Source organism: Allobosea lathyri (assembly GCF_900108245.1).
Taxonomy (GTDB): domain Bacteria; phylum Pseudomonadota; class Alphaproteobacteria; order Rhizobiales; family Beijerinckiaceae; genus Allobosea; species Allobosea lathyri.
The window spans coordinates 213,412-235,599 of the sequence record NZ_FNUY01000007.1; the positions used below are offsets into that span (position 1 = coordinate 213,412).

A 22,188-nucleotide genomic window follows, 5' to 3' on the forward strand; every position below is an offset into this window, starting at 1 on the left:
AGGCTTGAGGATCCGGAGGCTTGGAAGGCTTGGAGGCTTGGAGGATTGGAAGGTTTGGAGGATCGGGATCAGCGGCGCGCGTGATCGCGCCAGATGGTCACGAGGCGCTCGACATACCCCCCGATCTCGAGATGCTCGCGGTGGAAAGCCTGCGCCGCATCCCCGAGCCTCCTGCGCAACTCGCCATCACCGACCACGCGCTCCAGGGCATGGGCGAGCGCCTTGCTGTCGCCGGGCGGCACGAGCAGGCCCGTCCGCTCGCTCTCGATGATGTCCTCCACCGCGCCGACCGGCGTGGTGACGACAGCGAGGCCCCGCGCCATGCCCTCGATGACCGACATCGGCAGGTTCTCGCCGAAAGACGGCAGCACGAGCACATCGGCCTCGGACAATAGCCGCGCCACGTCGGCGGGGCCGACCCAGCCTGGAACAGCGACTCTCTCGGACAGGCCATGGCCGGCCAGCGCGGTCTTTGCCTCGTCGATCGCGCCGTTCCCGGCGATGATCGCGCGCCAGGGCAATTCGCGCGGCAGGCAAGACAACGCCTCGATCAGTTGCGGTACGCCCTTGCGCGCTCCAACCTCGCCCAGGAAGAGGATCGTGACGACATCGCCGGCGGCGCTGCGTGGCTGGGTCGGCATGGGCGTCGCATTGGGCAGGATCTCGATCCGGCTGCCAGCCTCCGGCACGCGTTCGAGGATGAAGTCATGCCAGACCCGCCCGAGGACGAGGATGCCCGACGCATGCTTGAACATGTCGCGGATGAGCCCCGACAGTCCAGGCGAGGCGCCCTGCCAGTATGAGCGGAACTCCGAGCCATGCAGATGGATGATGTAGGGGATGCCGAACAGCCGAGCAGTGCGCGCGACGGCGATCTTGCGCAGCGTGCTGCCATGTGACGAGAGATTGATATGCTGCACATCCGGTCCAAAACCGAACGGCCGGCCCGCGAGCCGGAGCAGAAGCCCGGCGACGAGCAGCGGCGACAACGCGATATGCCCCTGTCCGCGCGTGACCTGGAAGCTGACGGAGAGGTCGGGCCGCGGCGACTTTTCGAGCCGATGGCGAATCTCGTCCATGATTCTGTCGATGCCGCCCTTGCCGCCCTCCCCGAGCGGCGTCACGACCATGACGCGGACGGCGCGACCCGCGCCGTCGGGCGATACCTGCCGGGTTTTCAAGGTGTCCACCGCAACTCGGCTTCCGGCTCCAGCCGGTAGGCGCGAAGGAACTGTTCGAGATTGCACAGCGACCAAAGCATCCGCTCGTGATTGACCTGACTTTGCATATGCTCGGAAACGATCCGGTCCACGAGTTCGCCGTTCAGGATACGGCGGATTCTTGACGACTCGGAGACAAGCAGATCACGCACGAGATCGCGCTGCGTCGTCCTGAACCACTCGTTGATCGGCACGCGGAAACCGTTCTTCCGGCGGCGCAGAATGCGGGCGGGGACCAGCCCCTCCATGGCTTTGCGCACGACCGATTTGCCGCGGAAGCCGCGAACGAGGAAATTATCCGGCATGCGTGCGGCAAGCTGCGCCAGCTGCGTGTCCATGAACGGCATGCGGCCTTCGATCGATCCGGCCATCATCATCCGGTCGTTGCGTTCGAGCGTGTTGTCGGGCAGCCACGACACCTGATCGAAATACTGGCTGCGCCGCAAATTCGACGAAGCACCCGAGGGGAATGGTGCATCGTGCCGCTCGCGGCCATGCTTGCGCACACCCAGCAACGCGTCCTTGTCGTCGCGCGACAACCCGCCGAACCAGATCCTGACCCGGTCGGCCGGGTTGCGCTCTCCAAGCGCCTTGGCGAGCACCTTCAAGCGGCGCATGCCATAGGGCAGCCGGTCAACGGCGGGGCGCAGCAGCCCGTCATGCAGGCCGGACGGGACGATACGCTGATATGAGCTGAGATAGTGCTCCGCGACGTGTTTGGGATAGCCCGCGAAGAACTCGTCGGCGCCCTCGCCCGTCAAGACCATCTTCACCTCCGCCGATGCCGCCTGGGACAGCAGCATGATCGGAATATCCGACGCCTCGCTGACCGGAGCACCGCGATGCAAGATCGCGGCCTCCCAGTTGCGGAAGAACGAATCCTGCGTCACGACGAGCTCATGGTGGCGCGTCGCGAATGTATCCGCGACATAGCGGCAATGCCGCAGCTCCGAGAAGGCGGTTTCCTCGAAACCGACGGAAAAGGTCCTCACCGGCCCCGCGGAGTAGCGCGCCATGACGCCGACAGTCGCGGACGAGTCGAGTCCACCCGAGAGAAAGGCCCCGAAAGGCGCATCCGATCGCATGCGGATGCGGACCGAGTCGTCGAAAGCCTCCCTGAAAAGCTGAACGGCTTCAGCGTAATCGGTCAGGTCCGGAACCGTTGTTGCGATGGGCGGCGTATAATACTGCGTAGTCTCGATGCGCCCTGCCCGCCAGACCGCCATCGACCCCGGCGGCAACTTGCGCACGCCGGCAAAAAAAGTGTCGGGACCCGGCACATAGCGGTCCAGAAGATAGTCGTCGAGCACATGGGCATTGAACGAGCGGTCGACGCCGGGCGCCTCGATGATCGGCAAAATCTCCGAGCCGAAAACGATCCCGCCGGGCCGCTCGGCCAGGAAGAGCGGCTTCTTGCCGAACGGGTCCCGCGCGAACAGGACGCTGTCGTCCTTCCGGTCATGCAGCGCGAACGCGAACATGCCGCGGAAACGGCGAATGGCCTCCTGCCCCCACACCTTGTAGGCGCTGATCAGAACCTCGGTGTCACTGGACGTCGCGAACACCTCGCCGAGGGCCTCAAGCTCCTGCCGCAACTCGATATAGTTGTAGATCTCGCCGTTGAAGATGATGCTGATCCGACCATCATACATCCGCATGGGCTGCGCGCCGTTGGCAGACATATCGATGATGGACAGGCGCCGGTGGCCGAATGCGATGGAGAAGCGGTCGTCGTTTGTGTGCCTGATCTCGTAATTGCCGCCGTCAGGGCCACGATGAAGCAGAAGATCCGTCAGTGACTTCAGTTTATCCGGCCCCGGACACTGTTCGGAACGGATAATCCAGCCGAAGATCCCACACATATTTCCCGGGACTCCGCCCCCCACACGCCACCAAGGGTCTCATGACACCAATGAGGAGAAATAACTAGAATATGAACGAACCATGTCACGGTAATTGAAAATATCTTTAACCTTCCGCCGCGCGGCCTCGCCCGCCTTGATCCGGACGTCCTCCAGGGTCAGCGACATCAAGGCCTGGCAAAGGCGATCCATATCCCCGACCGGGAACAGCCGCCCCGTATTGTCGTCGACGACTTCCGAAGCGCCCCCGAGTTCGCTCATCACCATGGGGATGCCCATCGCCATGGTTTCGAGCGCGGCCAGCGACAACGTCTCGATCGAAACGCTGCACAGCACGCCGACATCGAAGGCCGCGATGAACGGGCGGACATCGCCATGCATCCCCGCCAGGACGACATGCTCGGCCACACCAAGCGCGGCGGCCCGTTCCTCGACGGCACGTCGCATCGGCCCATCCCCCACGAGCAGCGCGCGCGCCGGAACCCCCTGCTGCCGCAGGCGGCTTATCGCCTCGACGATCTGCAGATGGTTCTTTTCCGGCCGCATGACCGCGCAGAGCCCGATGACGAAATCAGTTGGGGCGAAACCGAATTCACGCCGCGTGCCCTCGCGATGCAGCGCGCGAATATCAGGCGAGAACCGATCGAGATCGATCCCGTTGAGGATCGTGACCTCGCCGCGTGGACGAAACCCGCGTTCCCGCCAGAAGCGCCGCTGGTTCTGCGAGATGAAGACGACACCTTCGATCCGGTTGAAGAGCGGCGTATAGATGCGCTGCATCCACTCTTCCTTGCGGTTTCGCAGAACCGTGGAATGCGAGATGGCGACAATCGGCATGCGCCTGCGGGCCTGAAGCCGGGCGATCACGGCGGCCAGCACCGGCCGTTCGTTGACGGCCACGATGAGATCTGGTGCCACCGTCCGGATCGCCTCCGCGAGATCGGCGATACGCGCAAAAAGCCCATTCGGCGCCGCCGGTTGGGACAGGTCGATCTCCTTGGGCGGCGGCAGCGAGCCGGACTTAATGGCAAAGACCGTCGGCTGCCATCCCCCTTCATGCAGAGCGCTCGCCAATTCGAAGGTATGCCGTTCCGCGCCCCCGACCACAGGTGTGTTCATCACGAACATCACTCGCTTTGCCGCCCGGTCAGCGTCGACGGAGCCGGTCGCTATGCTCGAAACTGCCATTGTCGCTCACGTTCGACGTAAAGGACGGCGACCGTCTCCGGCCGCTCTCGCGCGAGTATCTACGGGGCGCGCGGGCCTTGTGGCAACAGCCCATGCTGCAATGCAATAAATTGCTATTCTCGACGGTGGACATCGCCCGATGCGTTCCGTATCGCTACCGCCTTCCGGCGCCGGCTCGGCTTCGCGTCCGCACCAAGGGGGCTGTTTTGGACAAGACGGGCGGACGAAGACTCGTGCCGCTGCTCTCGGGCATGAGCATGGCCTACAGCCAGCTCGCGACGGCGGTTTTCGGAGTTTTTCTCGCGTCGCGTCTCGGCGCGGAGGATTACGGCACCGTCAGCCTCGCGCGAAATTTCTTCATGATCGCTGTCGTGCTGTCGCCGCTAGGGCTGGATCTGGCATTGCAACGGCATCTGGCGCGCGCCAGCGAGGCAAGCCGCGCCAACGAAGTCGCATGGCTGCGTCTAGCAGCCTTTACCGTTTCGGCGACCGTCACGGCACTTCTGTTCACCGATCTGGCGAGACTGCTCGAAGCTCATGTTTTCCAGCATGCAGGTTTTGGCCTGGTCCTGGCATTCACGATGGCCGCTCTGCCGCTTGCGACGGACATGGCAGTGCTCGGCGGGGCCTATCGCGGCATCTATCGACCCTTGCTGAGCGTTGTCACAACCTACTTCATCCAGCCCACGATCCGCATCGTCGCGATCCTGATCCTGCTTTCCTTCATCAGCGGACTCTGGGCGGTGGTCATCGGTACGTTGATCTCGTTCATCCTCGCCTGGGCGCTTCAGGCCGCCCGGGCCCATAGCCTGTTTCCCGTGGGAGCAGGTTTCCTGGGCGCGCGGCATGAGGCGGCCAAGGTCATGCGCTACGCACTCGTGCTTGGCGTATCCACCTTCATCTTCACGGTAGCGCGATCGCTCGACACAATATCCCTCGGATACTGGGCCACATTGGCCGATGTCGGGCGTTACGCCATCGTCCAGATGGTCGGGCAGCTCGTCGCGATGATCGGGATTGCGCTCGGACAGACCTTGGCGAGCAGCGTTGCAGCCGCCGCGCGGGATGGCGACACGGCCCTGATGGCGACCATCCTCAAGAACAACATGTCGTTGGCGTCGATTCTGTGCGCGCCCCTCTGTGTTGCGATCGCAATCTGGGGACGAGACATCGATCTGCTGCTTGGCCCAACCTACCAGATCACCGGATCCGTCTTCATCGTCGCGGCACTGACGCAATGGCTGATGACGGTTACGCACTATAGCAGCGTCGCCCTTAGCATGACCGGCCGACACATGACCGAGCTGTTCAACAACTTGCTCGCGCTGGCGGTCCAACTCCTGGCATGCGCGCTATTGGTGCCCTATCTCGGCATGTTGGGCGCCGCTCTCGCCACGCTCTCGACGATCTTGATCTTGACGGTGATCCGCCAAATCCAGATCATTCGTGTGGTCGGCATCCTTCTCGTCGACTGGAAGCTGCTTTATCCGCTTTTAATTTCAGCCGTGGTTGCAGCGCCCTTCGCCTATTTCGGATCGATGGTCGCATGGCGAGCGTGGTGGCTCACCGGCGCGGTGGCGGGCGCCCATGTCACGGTGAGCTTCATAGCCGTGTTCTTGCTGGTCGCGACCACGACCCAGAAGCGAGATCTGCTGGCGAGGGTTCGCCGCCGCGCCTGAGGTGTTGGAGTCCAGGCGCAGGGGTTGAGTGCAATCCATCGGCCGTCGCTGCCGTAATGGCTATGCGTTGGCGACAAACAGGAAATTATTGATATAGCCCCCTGATCGGCGGTCCTTCTTGGCCTTGATATCGGGGGGAGCTGATTGAAGCCTGCCGATATCGAAGCCCGCTAGCGATGTCTTCTTTCCCATTTCGTAGAAAAAGCCCTGATATCCCAGCGTCGCCAGCAGGGTCTCGATCCGCTTGATGCCACCTGGATTGTGGCGCTCTTCGATCTCGATCAACAGGGCCGGCTTGTTCGACCGGATGGTCTCGAGCGCTCCCGCCAGAACGCCCTCTTCATGACCCTCGACGTCGATTTTTATGAACCCCACATTTTTAAAACCGTATTCGTCGAGACGGCGCATCGGAACAACGATCGCGCGCGACAAGGCCTCATCCGAAACGACCGAAGGTTCGATGCTGGCCATTCCCCGGTCTTCCAAACCGCTTGCAAGCTTCGGAACTCGAAGCGTCACATTGCCGGACTGATCGGAGAGAGCGACCGCCTCGATTCGACCACGCCGCAGGCCGAGATCATTTATCACCTCTACATATTGCGGATTAGGCTCGAAGGTGACGACTTCGGACGACAATCGATGAAGATGATAGGTGTATACCCCAATATTCCCTCCGACATCGATAGACATACGATCTGATTTTACGAATTTGCCGATCTCACGCAGCTCCCATTCGCCCGTCGAAAAATAATCACGCCAAAATTCGTATCTTAAAAAGACGTATCTCTTTATGCTACGCACCGAATTATACAGATTAAAATTCATCTACAATCTCCAGATCGGAACAAATAGTCCGAATTTAAAATCGATTACGATGCAAGGCCGTAGATGACAGATGTCTTCTTGCCTATGACGGACCAGGACAGCATCGTTTCCGCAGTATGATAGGCACCATCGGCGAGTTCGGCAGCAAGGTCCGGCTCTTGCACGAGGCGGGTCAAAGCATCCGCAAGTCCAATGGGATCGTTGGGTTCGACGACCAACCCGTTGAACCCGTCGCGAACAACCTCCGTGATGGCGCCCACACGGGTTACGACCACGGGCTTGCCGGCCGCCAGGGCATAGGCGGCAACGCCGCTTTGCGTTGCCTCCGTGTAAGGCATCACGACGATCGCCGCCGCCATGAACGCAGGTGCGATCTCCTCCGCGGGAATGTATCGCTCATCGAGGTGGACATTTGGCAACCGCGCCAGTCGATCACGATAGCGATCGAGGTCGGGCCCCGTTCCGGCAATCCGAAGCTCGAAAGACAAGCCGCGAGCGGTCATGATATCCACCGCATCGAGCAGCACCCCCAAACCCTTGTAAGCTTGGATCCGCCCAAAGAACAAAATCGAATTCAATGGCGCCTTCGGGCTCTCGCCCGGAACTTCGCCGAGCGCGCCATGCTGAACCGAATGAAGGCGACCCGAGAACGACGGGCAGGCATCCGCCATATCTTGAAGTAGGCTGTCGCCATGGACGATGATGTCGTCAGCCATGGTTCGCACGCGGCGTACCGCCCATTCCGCCCGGGCGCGGGCCGCCATATCAGCCCCTTGATGCGGCTTCGGATCATGGACCGTCAGCACCAGACGCCGGCGCCGAGGCCCCAGCATCAAGCTGGCCAAGACCGTCCATGCCGCCGCCTCTTGAGCATGAATTACATCTGGCGCGAACCGGGCGATGGCGCGCCCCAGACGCCATCCATCAAGGACCGCATTCTTGCGCAGGGGACGCGGATGAAGATGAACTTGAACGCCGGTTGCCGCCAACCTGCGCAAGAATTCTTCAGAGACCTCGTTTCGTGCATTGAATGTCGACAGGTGAAGTTCGACCGTGTGCCGAGATGCAAGCGCCATAGCAAGTCTGCCAGTATATTCGGCATAGTGCATCGAAACCAGCGAGACGCGCAAAACTATTCTCTCCAAGACCAGCATTGACGGCCGTGCCATCGCTAGCAGCGGGTCGAGTGCGCCACACGCTCTCCCCGCAACCAACCATCGGCGTGACCGCAACGCACCATCCGAATATGGCATTCTACCGCATCGCACCATCCGCATATGACACGCGAACGACACCAATATCAAAGAAAAATGCGCACGATCGGAAGCGGCGATGTCAGGCTGCCATGTTGTCCTGACGGAGATCTGGATAGCGCTCGAATCGCTGTGCGCTTGCCAGCATCCCGCGCAGTTGGGCGACAGAGGAATCGGCGGCTGATTTGGCCAGAAGCCGCGCCGCATAGTCCAGGAGGAACTCTTCGAACATCTCCTGGGGAAGCTTCGTCCGGCTAAGGCCGTCCATGCTTCTACGCCTGGCCCAGCCATGGGCGATCGAGCGGTCGCGCGCCACGGCACGGGAGCATCCAAACATCGCGCCGAGTTCTTCGTCGCTCAACCAAATCTGCGGCACCGAGCATCTCCCTTCTGGATGAGGGATACTTCGCGCGCAGGCCTTTAAGAGGATGATAACATGGGGTTTCATGTCTGAGACAAGCTTAACGCGGCGGAAAGGCTCCGCCGCGTCGACAGCCCAACGCAAGCGCCCATTCCGGGCGCCGGAAACTCACATGACCTTGCGGACCGCGAGATTGCGGACACGCATGGTGAGGTTCACCGTGGCGGATGCCTTCAGATTGATCTGAAGATAGGTGGAGATCGCGGTCTCCGCCCCGGAAACTGTGCTGAGCAGATCCCCGTTCCATGAGCCTGACAAGGGCCCGGGCAAACCGGACAGCACCGGATCCAGGACGCCGGTGCTCTCGCCGCCATAGCCCATGTTCATATTGTCGACCTGCGGGCCCGGCAGATTGCGAATGAGCGCCAGCGGAAAGCCGCACAGGCCCGTCCCGCCTGCGTCGATCTCGAACTCGCCAAAACCATGCAGGACGTCATTTGGCGCGACATTTGCCGGAGAGAGATTCGGCGGGTTGAGCGTGAAATTTGGCCCCGCATTGGCGGCGGTCGTCCCGGTGACGGTCATCTGCCACCATGCGCCGGTCGGCGTCGTCACCATCGCCCCGGCGATCGTCAGGGTCCCCGCCTGACCGGCGCTGTTGACGTAGACGTTCGCGCCACTGGGCCGAACGCCGGAGAACGTGACGCCACCCGAGCTTCCGCTCAATGCGGTCCCGGCATCCGCCAGAAGCCCGTTTGCTCCCAGGAGGTTGCCGCGAGGATTGCTGGTCGCATCGTAGATCTCCCCGCGCCGATGTACGTTGGGCGCGGCTGCGGGAATGCCGAGCCCGTCCAGCACAGCGAGCACGCGTCGCGCCATCAGATAGGCGCCCCAGCTGGAAGGATGCACGCCGTCCTGCGTCTTGGCCGATACGACATCCCCCGCCGTCGCGCTCGGCGCCATGTCGACCATGTCCTGCCAGAAATCGATGGCATAGACCTGCCCCGGCCACAGCGTCGGGGCGATCCGCGTGGTCCAGTCGCACCATGCCAGATGGGCGGCGAGCTGGCTTCCAGTGAGGCGGCGCGTCGGAAAGGATGCGCTGCCGGTCGGTATCGCCGAGCAGAGCAGGACAATCTTTCCCGCCCCCGTCAGCGCATTCAACGCCAGCGTCATCTTCGTGATCGACGTCGCCAAGGAAACCCCATTCATGCGGTCGTTGTGACCCGACATCACCGCGATCGTCGCCGCCGGGCAATCGATCGCGGCCTGGAGCTGCGTTTTACCAAGCCCGAAGCCGCTTGGTGCCGTCGCAGCCGTCAGCGTCCTCTCGGACAGGTCGGAGACGAGCGAGGCCGCGACCGCGAACTTGCAGTTCTCAGGTATGAGGTAGCGCCCCCGCGACAGCATCGACACCCAGCTCGGGAAGGCCGTCAGCGCAAGCGATGCGCTGCGCAGTTGCTGACCCGACACCAACTGGCCGATGGCCTGATCGAGCATGGAATGGCCGATCAGGCCGATCCTGTTGTTGAGCGGACGCTGCCGGAGAGCTGCGTACCGCGCCGCGGACACCGAAACCCGTGTGTTGAACCCGTTCATTCCGGCGCCCTCACTTGTAGAAGGCCAGCGAGCCCTTGCAGGCAAGCGAAGCACGAAGGACGATATGGCTTGGCACGGTGCTGCCATCGGCAAGCGTCGCGGGAATGCGCCGCGCCGTCGGATTGAGTTCGCTGCCGGCCCCGTTGGTCGTCGAGACGGAGGGCGAGGCCAGTACGGTGCCGGGCACGCCGACCTTGGCCCGGACATCTCCGTCGAAGTTCAGCAGAACGAACCTGGCACTGGAGGGAATGGCGACATGCTGCACAACATCCGCCGCAAGGACGACATCCTCGACATAATCGGCGAAGGGCGGGGCGAATGCGAGCCTTGGCGTCGTAAAGGGAAAGCCTTCGATGAAGTCCTGCATCCGATCCTCTCGGTCCTGGCGGTGATTGCCCAAGAGTACGGGAGGTTTTCACACCGGGGATAAATCATCCCGGAGCGATGCGCGGAGGCTGCTCGCCGCGCTATTGCGCGACCATGTCGAGGAAGAGCCGCTCATAGGCGAGATGCATGTCCGTCAGCGAGAGATGGCTGATCGAGGATCGCGCCCGTTCGGCCAAGGGCTTGCGGAAGGCGGGGTCGGCCATTGCCGCGATCGCATCGGCGAGCGCGAGGCTGCTGCCGCTCTCATAGAGCAGCCCGTTGACGCCATGTTGAAGGATTTCCTCGACCCCGCCGACCCTTGTGCAGATCATCGGCGTACCGCTGGCCAGATACTCCAACGCCGATAGCGGCAGGGTTTCGGCCTTCCCGCAGAGCACGCCGACATCGCTGGCGCACATGAACGGATTGACCTCGCGCTGTTCGCCGGCGAACAGGATCAGGTCGCCAAGCCCGAGCGTGGCGACGAGCGCCTTGGTCGCATCCAGCGTCTCGCCCCCGCCCATCAGCATGGCCTTGACCATAACGCCCCTCTCCCGCAGCAGCGCCATCGCCTCGACGAATTCGCGATGGTTCTTCTCGGGGCGGAACGAGGCTGCGACGCTGACGACGAAATCATCCTGCGCCAAGCCATATGCCTGCCGGATCGCGGCCCCGGCCTCCGGTCGCGGGGCGAAACGGTCGATATCAACCCCGTTGATGATGACGCGCGTCAGCCGCGTCGCCACGCCTCGCCCGGTCCAGAATTCGCGCTGGGTTTCGCTGACATAGACCAGCGCATCCGCGAAACGGGACGCAACGGCGAAAATCCTGGCCTGATAGGCCTCGAAGGCCTGCATCTGCGTGGTGTGGAAGATGCAGCAGAGCCTGGCGCGCGTCGCGCCGATGGCGCGCTCGATCACGGAAATGATCAGCGGCGTCTGGTTGATGCCGACGATGATATCGGGGTTCATCTCTCGGAACAGCCGCCGGATCGTCCACCAGCCGCGCAGCTCCGACATACCCTTGAGATTGAGGAAGATGGCATCGCGGCCGCCCGGGGTGTCGGTAATGGCTTCGGACCGCGCCGCGCCATGGACCACGATACGGCAGTCGAAACCGCGCTGGCGCAGCCAGTCGCATAGATCGACCGTGTGCCGCTCCGCACCTCCGACCACGAGCACCGGCACGAAGAGCAGGATCCGTGGCTTGCGCCGGGCCTCTGGCGGCGACGCATCAGCCTTCACGGATCAACCTCTCCCGATGGAAGACGAGCATCTGCGCCGCGATATGCTCCCAGTCGAAAGCTCCGCGCGCGCTCGCAGCAGCTCCCTCGGCAAGCCGGGCCCGCAACGCTGCATCGCGAAGCACGGCTTCAAGCGCATTCGCCAGAAGAACGGGATCGGAAGGCGCGACGAGAAGTCCGTTGACGCCATCGATAACGGCATCCGCCAGCCCCCCGACGCGTGATGCCACAACCGGGCGCCCGCCGCCGAAGGATGCAGAGACGACGCCGCTCTGCGTCGCATTGCTATAGGGCGCGACCACGAAGCAGGCCCGCCCGATCTCGCGGCGCGCCATCGGCGCTTCGAGAAATCCCTCGATGAGCTCGATATGCCGCGCGCCGGCGATCCTCCCCGACAGGCGGGAGAGTTCGGGGCCGCGACCGGCCAGGACGAGCCTGAACGCGACCTGCCGGTCGGCAAGGATCTGCGCGGCATCGAGCAGGCATTCCAGCCCCTTATAGGCCTCCATCCGGCCAAACATCAGGACGCGTCCCGGTTCCGGCGCGACATTCTCTCCGGGACCGGGAACCAGCAGCACGCCATGCGGCGTATCCAGCACGGGGCGGCCAATCCCAATGACCCCGGTCAGTTCGCCCCGGCAGAAGCTGCCATGCACGTGAAAGGCATGGCTGACGCGTCGGATGATCTCCCGGTTGGCCGCATTCTCCGCCGCATAGACGGAATCGCTGCCGGTATGGGGCCTTGGGTCATGGACAGTCAGGCAAAGCCGGTGGAACCGCGCCGCGAACCGCGCGACCCATAACGTCAGTCTGTCGACCTGTTCCTGGATATGAAAGACGTCCGGGGCAAAGGCCGTGGTCCGCACCACCACCGACAGCAAGGCCCGGGCCCGCTCCGATCGGCCGATCGAGCCGAACTCAACGACCTCTACGCGAGCTCTAACTGCCGCCATGAGTTCAGCATCGCATTCCTGCGCGGCGTTGCGGCGATCCAGGAACAGCAGGACCTCGGCATCGCGCGCGAGGCCCAGCGCCAGCCGGCTCGCATATTCCGCAAAATGCGGCGCGAACAGAACGATACGAAGCCGACGCGTCATTTGAACGTCCCGCGCCCCGGCACATCCACGGGAGTGGGTGGCAGGAAGGAACTCGCCAGGCGCATCTGGGCTCGCTGCACGGCGCGCGGCGCCTTCGGCAGGGCGAGCAGCGAAAGCAGCGCGCAATAGGTCACGATCGTGTCCGTACCGTAATAGATGAATGCCCTGGATTCCGCGATGCCGGTCACGAGCGCGGCGAGCAGGATCATCAGCATGAATTCGATCGCACTCCGGTCATCCGCGTCGACATAACGCAGCCACCCGAAACCCGCCATCAGCGCCGCCAGTATCGCGAGCAGGAAGCAGGCCGTGCCGATGATGCCGGTTTCGAGCAGGAGCACGAAATACCCGTTTTCCGGTCCCGGAATCGCCTGGCCGATGCTGTTGAGGATGTATTCGAGGAATTCGGGCCCGCCGAGCGTGCCAAGCCCGCTCCCGAGCCACGGCCTCATCCAGTAGAAGTGCTCGGCGATTGCCCAGATGATCGGCCGCCCCGTCAGCCCCGCATTCCGCCCGAGCACGTCGAACAGCAGGTCGTTGAGGGCAAACCCGCCGACAGTCATCACGGCCGCCAGCACGATGTTGATGGCGATGGCCAGCATCAGCGGAGCGCGCCGCAAGATCTGCAATCCCAGCCAGATCATCCACAACACGCACATCACGACGATGCCGGTGGCGGATTCCGCGCCGACAAGACAACTCAGGGCCGCCGCCCGCGCCAGCCACCAATACAGCTTCGGCCCCCCGAGCTGGCGTGTATGCGTGAACAGGAAAACGCTGCCCAGCGCCGCCCATGCACCGAGGCTGTTCTTGTGCCCCAGCATCCCCCGCCATCTGCCGGCATGGCTCTGCTGCATGATCTCCATGCCGGTGTGCCGGCCGATATCCGGCACGAACAGGGCGAGCATCAAACTCACGATCAGCACGAGCGCCACGACATGGACGATGATCGCGACTGCCCTGCGCAATCCGATCCGGTTCACGACGATCGGCAGGGCAATCCATAGCGCGGCAAGGCCGGCGGCATTGCGCAGCGTCGTCTTCGCATCCACGGACCAGACCACTGACGCCGAGGCGACAAGAACGAAGGGCAGGAACAGCCAGGGGATACGGGCGAAGATCCAGTCCATTCCGGCCCGGGCCATGACGATGACCACTCCGGCCGCGCAAATCGCAACGCGAAGAAATGGCAGCAAAGCGCTGATCAGATCGTCATTCTGGCCCTGCACCAGACTGTTGGAAAACACGTCACGCCCGAGCGCGGCATAGATGAAGATGATGGCGACGAAGACGGCTGAAAGCGCGAATGTCTCGACAGGGCCGGCGTCCCGCACGCCGGTAGCCCGGCCAGCGCCATGGGTCCGAGCGCCATCGGTTCCAACGGCGTGAGTTGAAGTCATCGCCATTTCACGCACCACGAGCCCGGCCGCCCCAAACTGGCGCCCCTGCTCACGTCAGGCCCAACATCCCGAATGCCAATGGCCGCGTCGGGCAAATCGTCCTCAGCGGAAACCGCTGACGGAGGAAAACGCGCTGCGCGACGAGCGCGTTCCGGCGCTGGCGAAGCTCGACGAGCCATCCGGCACCGAACCCGCCCGAAAGCCGTAGACCAGATCTGTCGTGCCGCGATGGGGACCGCCGCCGACATTGGTGTCGCCGGCAACCGGCACTGCAGGCGTGGACGAAACCGCCAGGACCGGCTGGTCGCCGATGATGGCGGCAAAGGAGCGGGAAAGGTCGTTGTTGTTGGCTTCCAGAACCGCCTTCTGGATATCCTGCGCGACCAGCGGGTTGCGCTTCACGCAAATCTGCGCGGCGGCGCCAAGGCCGACGCCGAGGCCGCCCGCCTCATCGCCAGTCGCCACTTTCAGGAATGGAACGAGGCCGGCGAGACTGTCGGGATTGCTCGCGATCAGATTGCGCACGCGTGACGAGAGCAGGCCGGCCCGCGCCTCGGCGGCAGTGCCCTCCGGCAGCTGAAGCACGTCTCCGGGCGACCTTTGATAGCGTGCGAGGTCATCGGCCGAGACCGTCGAGGACACGACGCATCCTTCCGCCGCCTGCGCGGCGGGCGCGAACACGAGCACGGCAAAGATGCCGAGAAGAACCGAACTGGAAGCTCTCACGTTACGACCCGCAATGAGGTAAACCGAAACTTAACACGCACTCTAGTCGAGGACATCGCTCAACTGGATGACAGAGTCGAGATTGATTTTCGGAAATTGGTGAATCCTGCCGCGCCACCGGTCAGGTTTTATAGCCGATAAGATTGACGCCCATGATATTTCGCACGACGCGCTGGGTTACAGGCCCGCTTCCTCTGCGGAAAAGCCTGGCGAACACCGTTTCCAGAACCATGCCCGCCCAACCCGGCACGACGATATGCCTGCGGCCTTTTTTCCAGATGGCCGCCGTGCGTGAAAAGCCACTGTCCCGGAACAGGCGGGACAGGTCGGCATAGGTGTATTCCTTGAGATGGAAGCCGGTCGGCGTGGCGTCGTAATATTTCGAGACGTCATGGGGGCCGGTGTGCCGGTTCGGCGTAATGCAGAGATAGACGCCGCCCGATCGCAGGACGCGGTGGATCTCCGACAACTGCGCGATCGCATCGTCAGGATGGAGATGCTCCATCAGCTGGTTGCTGTAGACGAAATCGAACGAGCCGGTCGGGAACGGCAAATGCAGGCCGTCGATCTTCTCGAACCGGAAGTTCGCGGGCTTCGGCCCGGCCGAGAGCACGGAGTCGCTGACGTCGAAAGCCACCGTTTCCGAGCAAAGATCGCACAGACCCAGGCTGACCTTCGCATCGCCTGCGCCGATTTCGGCAAAGCGCGCACCGGCCGGAACCAGATTCCTCAGCAGGGAAAGCTGCCAGGTGATGGCCTGGGATTCCTCGGTATTGCGCGTATTCTGCGGATGATCGCTCAGGCGGGCGAACAGCTCATTGTAGACGGCGCCGTAAACTTCGCCCCGCTGGCTCGCCGGAGCCGCCATCAGACGCGCCGCGAGTTCCCGCTCCAGCAGATAATGGGCGTAGATTCGGTCCGGCGCGCGGGTATCTCTCGAGATAGCCGCGATTTCCCGCCAATTGTTCTTGATCGTCGCCGGGGGCCCCGGATGTTTATTCGCAGGGCTCATCGACCACCGTTCCGGTATCCGCCGGTTCAAGCGCGGCTGTGGGAGGAATACCGGCCCATGTCAACCAGCCTGTCCCGGAGGCCGGCGGGGTCGCGATGGCAAGGCCGGAGATCGGCCCATATCCGGAAAGCAGGATCGCCACGCTCATCGAAGACTAAGCCGGAGTTCTCAGGCCGAGCGGCGGCAGGACGGTCGTATCAAGCTTCCCCGCCCGATCAGCCATTTCCATCCCGCCATAGCCCTTATAGGCCCAATAGGCCCAGGCGATGCCCTCCGCCTCGGCAGCCTGACGCACGGCTTCGATCCAGCGAAGCCGGTCCTCGCCCAGCGGCATGTCGCGGGCATTGGCGACGCATCCGAACTCGCCGAGCAGCAGCCGATCCGTCCCGATGCCGTTCGTCTTCGCCCAGGCCGCCGCCAGGGCAAAATCCTTCTTGAGCAGCGCTGGACCATGATTCTTGCGCAGGAGATTGTCGACGAGCTGCCGGCTGCGGGCAATCGCCTGTGTCCTGGCTTCATTCGTGAGCCCGGCAGTCGCCGCGATCCTGTCGGACGCAGCATCGACGAGGGGCGTGGAGGCGCGCGCTGTCATTGGCCACGGCACCGCCGCCAGATATTGCGCGTCGTCGCCCGCGACGCCCTGATGGGTGAAGCTGTGCGGGTCGTAATAATGGAAGGTGTAGATGACGTTGCTGGCCCTGAAGGGTTTCGTATCGAGCCGTACCATCGCCTGAAGATCGCCCCACATCGCGCCGGTCAGGACAAGCGGCAGATTGGGCGCTGCCTTGCGCGCACGCTGATGCAGGGTCTCCAGCATCGGCTGCCATCGCGGCAGCTCGGGCAGCGTCTCGATCCAGGGCTCGTTCATGAGCTCGAAGGCGATTTTGTCGTGCGGCAGTTCGTTCAGGACGCCGGCCAGCCGTTCGACGAGGTCGCAATAGGCTGCAAATACCGGAGAGCCCTCCGCGACGAGACGGCGCGGGGCATAATCGGGATTGAGCGCCACCGGATGCAGATCGAAGACCACACTGAAGCCCGCGCCGATGAAACGCTTGACCAGCGCCAGCGCGTGGGCGTCAAGCGCCGCGAAGCGATCGGCCGCCACATCGATGAAGATGCCCGGATCGACCGTAAGCCGGATGAAGTCGAAGCCCAGCGCCGAAAGGGTCTTCAGCTCGGCATCGCTGACCTGGAAGTTCGCGGCCCGGAAGGCCGGCCACGAATAATAGGTCTTCTCGCGGGCGCGCGTCGCTTGCGGCCAGTTCAGGGCATTGTGAATGTTGATGCCGCGCTTCAGCCGGGGCGCATCCCGACCGGCAGCGCCTTGAGCAGGGACGGCCTGGGCATTGGCAGCCACCGGCAGGATGGCAGCCAGGCCGCCGAGGCACTGCCTGCGTGAAATCCGAAACGGCATCCTGCAATTCCTCGCGAGTCCGGCAAAGCCTCTGGCCGACAGGCCCGGCAACTAACAGCTCGGCGTTTAACTCGCGATAGCTTGTTTGCCCGTTACCTCCTCACTGCGTCAGGGTGTCGCCCAGCAGCAGCGCCAGTTCGACGCGAGGCGGAAGCGCGCGAAGCGGATCTCGCCCCCCGAATTCCCGAAATGCCATCTCTGCGGCACGCGTCGGCAGACCAAGCGAAGCCAGCTTGGACGCCTTGCGCTGGTCGCCACGGCCTGCCGTTTCGATCACCGGGCGCGAGCCGGCAACCGCGACCCAGAACATCGGGTTGTCACGCGATTGCACGCGGCGATACTCATAGCCGGTCGCCGTCCACGGCAGGATCTCCGGGTTGAGATTGTCGAGCACCACCGCGCCCCGATCGCTCCGGACGACGAGAACAAGGTGGAGATCGCCCGTGCGCGTTGTCACCACGGCGAGCGACAGGGCGGCCGCGGGCATCCCCATCTCGATCAGTTCGTGACGCTTCTGGACCGCATAGATCGCGCAATGCCCCGCTTTCAGATCGAGCTCCCAGACATCGGGCCCGCGCAGCTCGACGGGCGCGACGCTCCGGTTGACCTGCATGTTGACGCGCCGCAGCAGATCGCTCGCCTCGCCGTCCAGCGTAATGGTATTTGCCTCCGAAGGAGCGCAGTCGGCCGGATAGGAACGGCAGAAGGCCAGGAACGCCTGCGGCGCGAGAACGAAAGGCCCCTCGCGCATGTCCGAGCCCTCATACTGAGGCCGAAGCATTCTGGAGGGCGAAAGGTCGGCCTTCGCCCCCAGAGTTGAAAGAGCCAGACCGCACAGGGCAAAAACCATGCAGAGAATTGAGCGTCGCACTTGAAGGCTCCACGTAAAACCTGTGGAGCAACAAACGACAACGCGCGTAAACGAGGTCTATACAGAAGAAATCGAAGCAATAACCTACTTTATAGCTTCAAAAATACTTCGATCAAATCATATTCGGTCGATAGACGGTTGCTTAACCCTCAGCCGCCAGTTCGGCCTGCCCAAGGATTTGCGGCGGCGCGTCGTGCCTGTAGGCGCTGTTGTCGATACCGCTGCGCCGAACCGTGGCCGGTACGCCGGCGATCAGCGAATTGGCCGGCATATCCTGCAGAACCACGGCATTGGCCGCCACCACCGAGCCCTGCCCTATCCGCACCGGCCCGATGATCCGCGCGCCCGCATGAATGATGACATCGCGCTCGATATGAGGCGCCCCCACGACCGGCGCCCGCCCGCCGAGGACGACGTGAACGCCGATCTCGCAACCATCCTCGATCACGGAAGCGCCGTTGATGACGACGCCGAGACCGCTGTGATGGAAGAAGACGTCCTGGCCAATGCGCGCGCGCCCGGGAACAGAACAGCCGAAAGCGACCCGCGACACGCCGTCGAGAAGCCGCGACAGCCCCTTAACCCCGCGCCGATGGCACGCATGGGACAGGCGGTGAAGTCTAGCGATCGCCTGCATTCCAGCCGCGCCCCATGAAAGATGGTCTGTTGTGAAAGCGGGCCCTGTTTAGGGCAGGCCATCTCCGCCTGCAAACACCCACTGTGCTCAAAAGACAGTCAGCGCAGCCAAGCTTTCCGCACCCCGCGTTAAGCGATCCTTTGGGCCCTTTCGGCATAAAAGCGGGAGACGCTTCAGCGGCATCGGCTCATGGCCGCCGATTTTCCTGCGATTTTCCGGGGACGAATGGTGAAAGCAAATTCCCTCGTCGATCTCCGCCAGATGCGCGTTGCCGCATCCGCGCCGGAGCAGATCTCCCCCGGCTCCGTCATGGCGTCCTGCCGGGGAGCCTTCATCGGCGTCGCCCTGATGAGCGGCGTCATCAACCTGCTCTATCTGACCGGCTCCTTCTTCATGCTGGAGGTCTACGACCGGGTGCTGCCGAGCCGCAGCGTCCCCACGCTGGTCGCGCTCGGCGTGATCGCATTTGTGCTCTACGCATTTCAGGGCGCGCTCGACCTGATCCGGGGCCGGATCTTCGTGCGGATCGGCACGATGCTGGACAACAGCCTCGCCGGCAGGGTCTACGATGCGTCGATCCACCTGTCGGTCAGCCAGCGCAAGGTGGATCCGCTCCAGCCAAGCCGCGATCTCGATCAGGTTAGGCAGTTCCTGGGCAGCGGCGGCCCTGTCGCCTTCCTCGATCTGCCCTGGATTCCGGTCTATCTGCTCATCTGCTTCATCTTCCATTTCTGGATCGGCATCGCCGCAGTCGTCGGCGCGCTGATCCTTGTCGCCCTGACCCTGCTGACTGAGCACGGCACACGGGACGCCACGAGGACGGCGACGGAGAATGCGACCAGGCGCTGGCATGCCGGCGAGGCCTCGCGCCGCAATGCCGAGGTCATTCAGGCGCTGGGCATGGCCGAACAATTGGGCGCCCATTGGCGGAAGGCCAATAGCGACTATCTGGCCGCCAACAGCCGCATCTCGGATGTGGTGCTCGGACTGAGCTCGCTGTCGAAGATGTTCCGCACCGCGCTTCAATCCTTCGTGCTCGCTCTGGGCGCCTGGCTCGTGATCCATCAGGAGGCCACCGGCGGCATCATGATCGCGAGCTCGATCCTCGTTGCGCGGGCCCTTGCCCCCGTCGAGATGGCGATCGGCCAATGGAAGGGTTTCGTCAGCGCTCGCCTCGCCTGGCGGCGTCTGGGCGAGGTGCTTGCCACCATGCCCAAGCAGCAGCAGATGCGGCTTCCCGCACCGTCGCGGACATTGTCGCTCGAAGGCGTGACGCTGGTCCCGCCGGGCGCAGCGAATGCGAATGTCTGGGAAGTCTCCCTGTCGCTGGCAGCAGGCGATGCGCTTGGCGTCATCGGCAACAGCGCATCGGGAAAATCGTCCCTGGCGCGGGCGCTGGTCGGCGTCTGGCAGCCGGCCAGGGGCGCGGTCCGTCTGGACGGGGCCTCGCTCGACCAGTGGTCGCCCCAGAGGCTGGGGCAGCATATCGGCTACATGCCGCAGGACGTGGAGCTCTTCGCCGGGAGCGTGGCGGAAAACATCGCCCGCTTCGAGCCCGGCTTCAAACCTGAGGCCGTCATCATTGCGGCGCGAGCAGCCGACATCCACGAGATGATCGTGAAGCTGCCCGGCGGCTACGACATGCAGATCGGCGAACAGGGCAATGCCCTGTCGGCCGGACAGAAGCAGCGCGTCGCCCTCGCCCGCGCTCTCTACCGAAATCCCTTTCTCGTCGTGCTCGACGAGCCGAACTCCAATCTGGACGCCGAAGGCGACGAAGCCCTGACCCAGGCGATCCTCGGCGTCCGCGCACGCGGCGGCATCGTGGTCATCGTCGCGCATCGGCCCACCGCCATCGCCGGCTGCAACCTCCTGATGATGATGGCCGGCGGACGCTGCCAGATGGTCGGCAGCAAGGACGAAGTGCTGGCCGCAATCACCAGACCCGCTGCCGCAAGGCAGGTCGGCGAACGGGCGAGAGGCTGAACGATGAGCGTTCCTCAAGGCGTCGACGGCCCGGCCAATTCCATGCAGGCCGACCCCATGCAGGCCGTCCGCCGCTATCTGCGGCTGGGCCTGGGCCTCTCGTTCGCACTGGTCTTTGGTCTCGGCGGTTGGGCGGTTGCAACCGAGATCGCCGGCGCGGTCATCGCGAGCGGCCATCTTGTGGTCGAGTCGAACGTCAAGAAGGTGCAGCACCCGTCCGGCGGCGTCATCGGCGAGATCGCCGTCAAGGAGGGCATGACGGTGAAAGCCGGCGACATCCTGATGCGGCTGGACCCGACCGTGACGCGCGCCAACCTTGCCATCGTCAGCAATTCCCTCGACCAGATGGCCGCCCGGCAGGCGCGCCTGGAAGCGGAGCGCAATGCGTCCACCGTCATGGTCTCGCCGAAGCGCCTGCAGGCCCGCCTGCGCGATGAGGATGCGCAAGCGCTGATCGCGGGAGAGGAGAGCCTCTTCGCCTTGCGGACCGCGACGCGCGAGGGCCAGAAATCCCAGCTGCAGGAACGCATCTCCCAGCTCGAGGAGGAAATCAGCGGCCAGATCGTCCAGCGCAAGGCCAAGGAACGCGAGATCGCGCTGATCAATTCGGAGCTGGAGGGCGTGCGCGAACTCCATCGCAAGAACCTGGTGCCGGTGACGCGGGTCAACCTGCTGGAACGCGAGGGTGCGCGGATCCAGGGCGAGCTCGGCCTGCTGGTGGCCTCGACCTCCTCGGCCAGAGGCAAGATCAGCGAGATCAGGCTTCAGATCATCCAGATCGACCAGCAATTCCGCAGCGAGGTCGCCAAGGAGTTGCGCGAGATCGAGGACAAGACCGCCGAACTGGTCGAGCGTGAGATATCGGCCAGGGACCAGCTCAAGCGCATCGACATCCGCGCCCCGCAGGGCGGTATCGTCCATGGCCTGGCCTTCTTCACCATCGGCGGCGTCGTCAGCCCGGGCGAGGCCCTGATGAGCATCGTGCCCAATCACGATTCGCTCGCCGTGGAGGTGCGCGTCACCCCGCAGGAAATCAGCCACATCTACCCCGGACAGGGCGTGATGCTCCGCATTGCCGCCCTGAACCAGCGCACGACGCCCGAACTCGATGCCATCGTCGACCGCGTCGGCGCCGACCTCACGACGGAGCCTCGCACCGGCGCGAGCTTCTACACCGTGCGCATCAGGATCGATCAGGCGGCGCTGGCGCGGCTCGAAGGCAAGCCGCTCGTGCCCGGCATGCCCGTCGAGAGCTTCTTCAGGACGGAGGACCGCTCAGTCATGTCCTACCTGACCAAACCCCTGACCGACCAGTTCCGCCGCGCCTTCCGCGAGACCTGACGAGCGCGGGCGTAGGAGGCGCTACCAAAACCGCTCATCCCCGCGCAGAACCGGTCGGTACCGCGGCTGTCCGGGTTTCGCATGGGCATGCTCTGCTATATGAGCCTG

At 63.6% G+C, this 22,188-nt stretch carries 19 protein-coding genes; 3 read left to right on the forward strand and 16 right to left on the reverse strand.

Annotated elements, in window-relative coordinates; genetic code table 11:
* Positions 1 to 68: 68 nt before the first annotated feature.
* The 3 genes from C4S73_RS17585 to C4S73_RS17595 are packed head-to-tail and all read right to left on the reverse strand — an operon-like array spanning position 69 to position 4,201.
* The gene (locus tag C4S73_RS17585; RefSeq protein ID WP_244595644.1) at positions 69 to 1,190 is read right to left on the reverse strand and encodes a glycosyltransferase family 4 protein; all 1,122 of its coding nucleotides are present in this window, start codon (positions 1,188 to 1,190) and stop codon (positions 69 to 71) included.
* Positions 1,178 to 3,082 (reverse strand): asparagine synthase (glutamine-hydrolyzing), encoded by a 1,905-nt coding sequence (gene asnB / locus C4S73_RS17590; protein ID WP_103873809.1) that lies wholly within the window; start codon positions 3,080 to 3,082, stop codon positions 1,178 to 1,180. Before asnB ends, C4S73_RS17585 begins: the two co-directional genes overlap by 13 nt.
* 39 nt (positions 3,083 to 3,121) lie before the next feature.
* Positions 3,122 to 4,201 (reverse strand): glycosyltransferase, encoded by a 1,080-nt coding sequence (locus C4S73_RS17595; protein ID WP_160115813.1) that lies wholly within the window; start codon positions 4,199 to 4,201, stop codon positions 3,122 to 3,124.
* A gap of 302 nt (positions 4,202 to 4,503) precedes the next feature.
* On the opposite strand from C4S73_RS17595, the gene C4S73_RS17600 reads away from it, so the two are divergent.
* A complete protein-coding gene (locus C4S73_RS17600; RefSeq protein WP_160115814.1) occupies positions 4,504 to 5,949 on the forward strand; it encodes an oligosaccharide flippase family protein in 1,446 nt (481 codons plus the stop codon).
* A gap of 60 nt (positions 5,950 to 6,009) precedes the next feature.
* Here the strand turns inward: C4S73_RS17600 and C4S73_RS17605 are convergent, their stop codons facing one another.
* From C4S73_RS17605 to C4S73_RS17660, 13 genes are all read right to left on the reverse strand, one after another.
* Complete coding sequence (locus C4S73_RS17605) at positions 6,010 to 6,774, reverse strand: FkbM family methyltransferase (protein ID WP_103873812.1); 765 nt, start codon at positions 6,772 to 6,774, stop codon at positions 6,010 to 6,012.
* A 44-nt stretch (positions 6,775 to 6,818) separates the two neighbouring features.
* A complete protein-coding gene (locus C4S73_RS17610; protein ID WP_160115815.1) occupies positions 6,819 to 7,904 on the reverse strand; it encodes a glycosyltransferase family 4 protein in 1,086 nt (361 codons plus the stop codon).
* 205 nt (positions 7,905 to 8,109) lie between these two features.
* Complete coding sequence (locus C4S73_RS28290; protein WP_160115816.1) at positions 8,110 to 8,295, reverse strand: hypothetical protein; 186 nt, start codon at positions 8,293 to 8,295, stop codon at positions 8,110 to 8,112.
* Positions 8,296 to 8,556: 261 nt separating this feature from the next.
* A complete protein-coding gene (locus C4S73_RS17615) occupies positions 8,557 to 9,987 on the reverse strand; it encodes an SGNH/GDSL hydrolase family protein (RefSeq protein ID WP_103873814.1) in 1,431 nt (476 codons plus the stop codon).
* A gap of 10 nt (positions 9,988 to 9,997) precedes the next feature.
* Complete coding sequence (locus C4S73_RS17620; RefSeq protein WP_103873815.1) at positions 9,998 to 10,354, reverse strand: hypothetical protein; 357 nt, start codon at positions 10,352 to 10,354, stop codon at positions 9,998 to 10,000.
* 100 nt (positions 10,355 to 10,454) lie between these two features.
* Entirely contained in the window at positions 10,455 to 11,597 is a 1,143-nt protein-coding gene (locus C4S73_RS17625) for a glycosyltransferase (protein WP_103873816.1), read from the reverse strand.
* A complete protein-coding gene (locus C4S73_RS17630; RefSeq protein WP_103873817.1) occupies positions 11,587 to 12,693 on the reverse strand; it encodes a glycosyltransferase family 4 protein in 1,107 nt (368 codons plus the stop codon). Before C4S73_RS17630 ends, C4S73_RS17625 begins: the two co-directional genes overlap by 11 nt.
* Positions 12,690 to 14,093: an O-antigen ligase family protein gene (locus C4S73_RS17635; RefSeq protein ID WP_160115817.1), complete on the reverse strand. Its 1,404-nt coding sequence runs from the start codon at positions 14,091 to 14,093 to the stop codon at positions 12,690 to 12,692. Before C4S73_RS17635 ends, C4S73_RS17630 begins: the two co-directional genes overlap by 4 nt.
* Before the next feature lie 102 nt (positions 14,094 to 14,195).
* Positions 14,196 to 14,819, reverse strand: a complete 624-nt coding sequence (locus C4S73_RS17640; RefSeq protein WP_103873819.1) for a hypothetical protein — start codon at positions 14,817 to 14,819, stop codon at positions 14,196 to 14,198.
* Positions 14,820 to 14,940: 121 nt separating this feature from the next.
* On the reverse strand, positions 14,941 to 15,831 hold the full coding sequence (locus C4S73_RS17645) for a class I SAM-dependent methyltransferase (RefSeq protein WP_103873820.1): 891 nt from the start codon (positions 15,829 to 15,831) through the stop codon (positions 14,941 to 14,943).
* A gap of 154 nt (positions 15,832 to 15,985) precedes the next feature.
* Positions 15,986 to 17,245 (reverse strand): glycoside hydrolase family 5 protein, encoded by a 1,260-nt coding sequence (locus C4S73_RS17650; protein WP_103873821.1) that lies wholly within the window; start codon positions 17,243 to 17,245, stop codon positions 15,986 to 15,988.
* Positions 17,246 to 17,345: 100 nt separating this feature from the next.
* A complete protein-coding gene (locus C4S73_RS17655) occupies positions 17,346 to 17,996 on the reverse strand; it encodes a transglutaminase-like cysteine peptidase (protein ID WP_160115818.1) in 651 nt (216 codons plus the stop codon).
* 262 nt (positions 17,997 to 18,258) lie between these two features.
* Complete coding sequence (locus C4S73_RS17660; RefSeq protein WP_103873823.1) at positions 18,259 to 18,753, reverse strand: serine O-acetyltransferase; 495 nt, start codon at positions 18,751 to 18,753, stop codon at positions 18,259 to 18,261.
* Between the two features lie 261 nt (positions 18,754 to 19,014).
* On the opposite strand from C4S73_RS17660, the gene C4S73_RS17665 reads away from it, so the two are divergent.
* Positions 19,015 to 20,739: a type I secretion system permease/ATPase gene (locus tag C4S73_RS17665; RefSeq protein WP_200828043.1), complete on the forward strand. Its 1,725-nt coding sequence runs from the start codon at positions 19,015 to 19,017 to the stop codon at positions 20,737 to 20,739.
* Between the two features lie 3 nt (positions 20,740 to 20,742).
* Positions 20,743 to 22,080 carry an HlyD family type I secretion periplasmic adaptor subunit gene (locus tag C4S73_RS17670; protein WP_103873824.1) on the forward strand — a complete coding sequence of 446 codons (1,338 nt, stop codon included), beginning with the start codon at positions 20,743 to 20,745 and terminating at the stop codon, positions 22,078 to 22,080.
* Positions 22,081 to 22,188: the final 108 nt, after the last annotated feature.

Bases quoted from the DNA above. Each gene is read 5' to 3' on its own strand.
- asnB (WP_103873809.1), bottom strand. From the start codon at position 3,082: ATGTGTGGGATCTTCGGCTGGATTATCCGTTCCGAACAGTGTCCGGGG.
- C4S73_RS17595 (WP_160115813.1), bottom strand. From the start codon at position 4,201: ATGAACACACCTGTGGTCGGGGGCGCGGAACGGCATACCTTCGAATTG.
- C4S73_RS17605 (WP_103873812.1), bottom strand. From the start codon at position 6,774: ATGAATTTTAATCTGTATAATTCGGTGCGTAGCATAAAGAGATACGTC.
- C4S73_RS28290 (WP_160115816.1), bottom strand. From the start codon at position 8,295: ATGGACGGCCTTAGCCGGACGAAGCTTCCCCAGGAGATGTTCGAAGAG.
- C4S73_RS17615 (WP_103873814.1), bottom strand. From the start codon at position 9,987: ATGAACGGGTTCAACACACGGGTTTCGGTGTCCGCGGCGCGGTACGCA.
- C4S73_RS17620 (WP_103873815.1), bottom strand. From the start codon at position 10,354: ATGCAGGACTTCATCGAAGGCTTTCCCTTTACGACGCCAAGGCTCGCA.
- C4S73_RS17630 (WP_103873817.1), bottom strand. From the start codon at position 12,693: ATGACGCGTCGGCTTCGTATCGTTCTGTTCGCGCCGCATTTTGCGGAA.
- C4S73_RS17635 (WP_160115817.1), bottom strand. From the start codon at position 14,093: ATGACTTCAACTCACGCCGTTGGAACCGATGGCGCTCGGACCCATGGC.
- C4S73_RS17645 (WP_103873820.1), bottom strand. From the start codon at position 15,831: ATGAGCCCTGCGAATAAACATCCGGGGCCCCCGGCGACGATCAAGAAC.
- C4S73_RS17650 (WP_103873821.1), bottom strand. From the start codon at position 17,245: ATGCCGTTTCGGATTTCACGCAGGCAGTGCCTCGGCGGCCTGGCTGCC.
- C4S73_RS17655 (WP_160115818.1), bottom strand. From the start codon at position 17,996: ATGCGCGAGGGGCCTTTCGTTCTCGCGCCGCAGGCGTTCCTGGCCTTC.
- C4S73_RS17660 (WP_103873823.1), bottom strand. From the start codon at position 18,753: ATGCAGGCGATCGCTAGACTTCACCGCCTGTCCCATGCGTGCCATCGG.
- C4S73_RS17665 (WP_200828043.1), top strand. From the start codon at position 19,015: ATGCGCGTTGCCGCATCCGCGCCGGAGCAGATCTCCCCCGGCTCCGTC.
- C4S73_RS17670 (WP_103873824.1), top strand. From the start codon at position 20,743: ATGAGCGTTCCTCAAGGCGTCGACGGCCCGGCCAATTCCATGCAGGCC.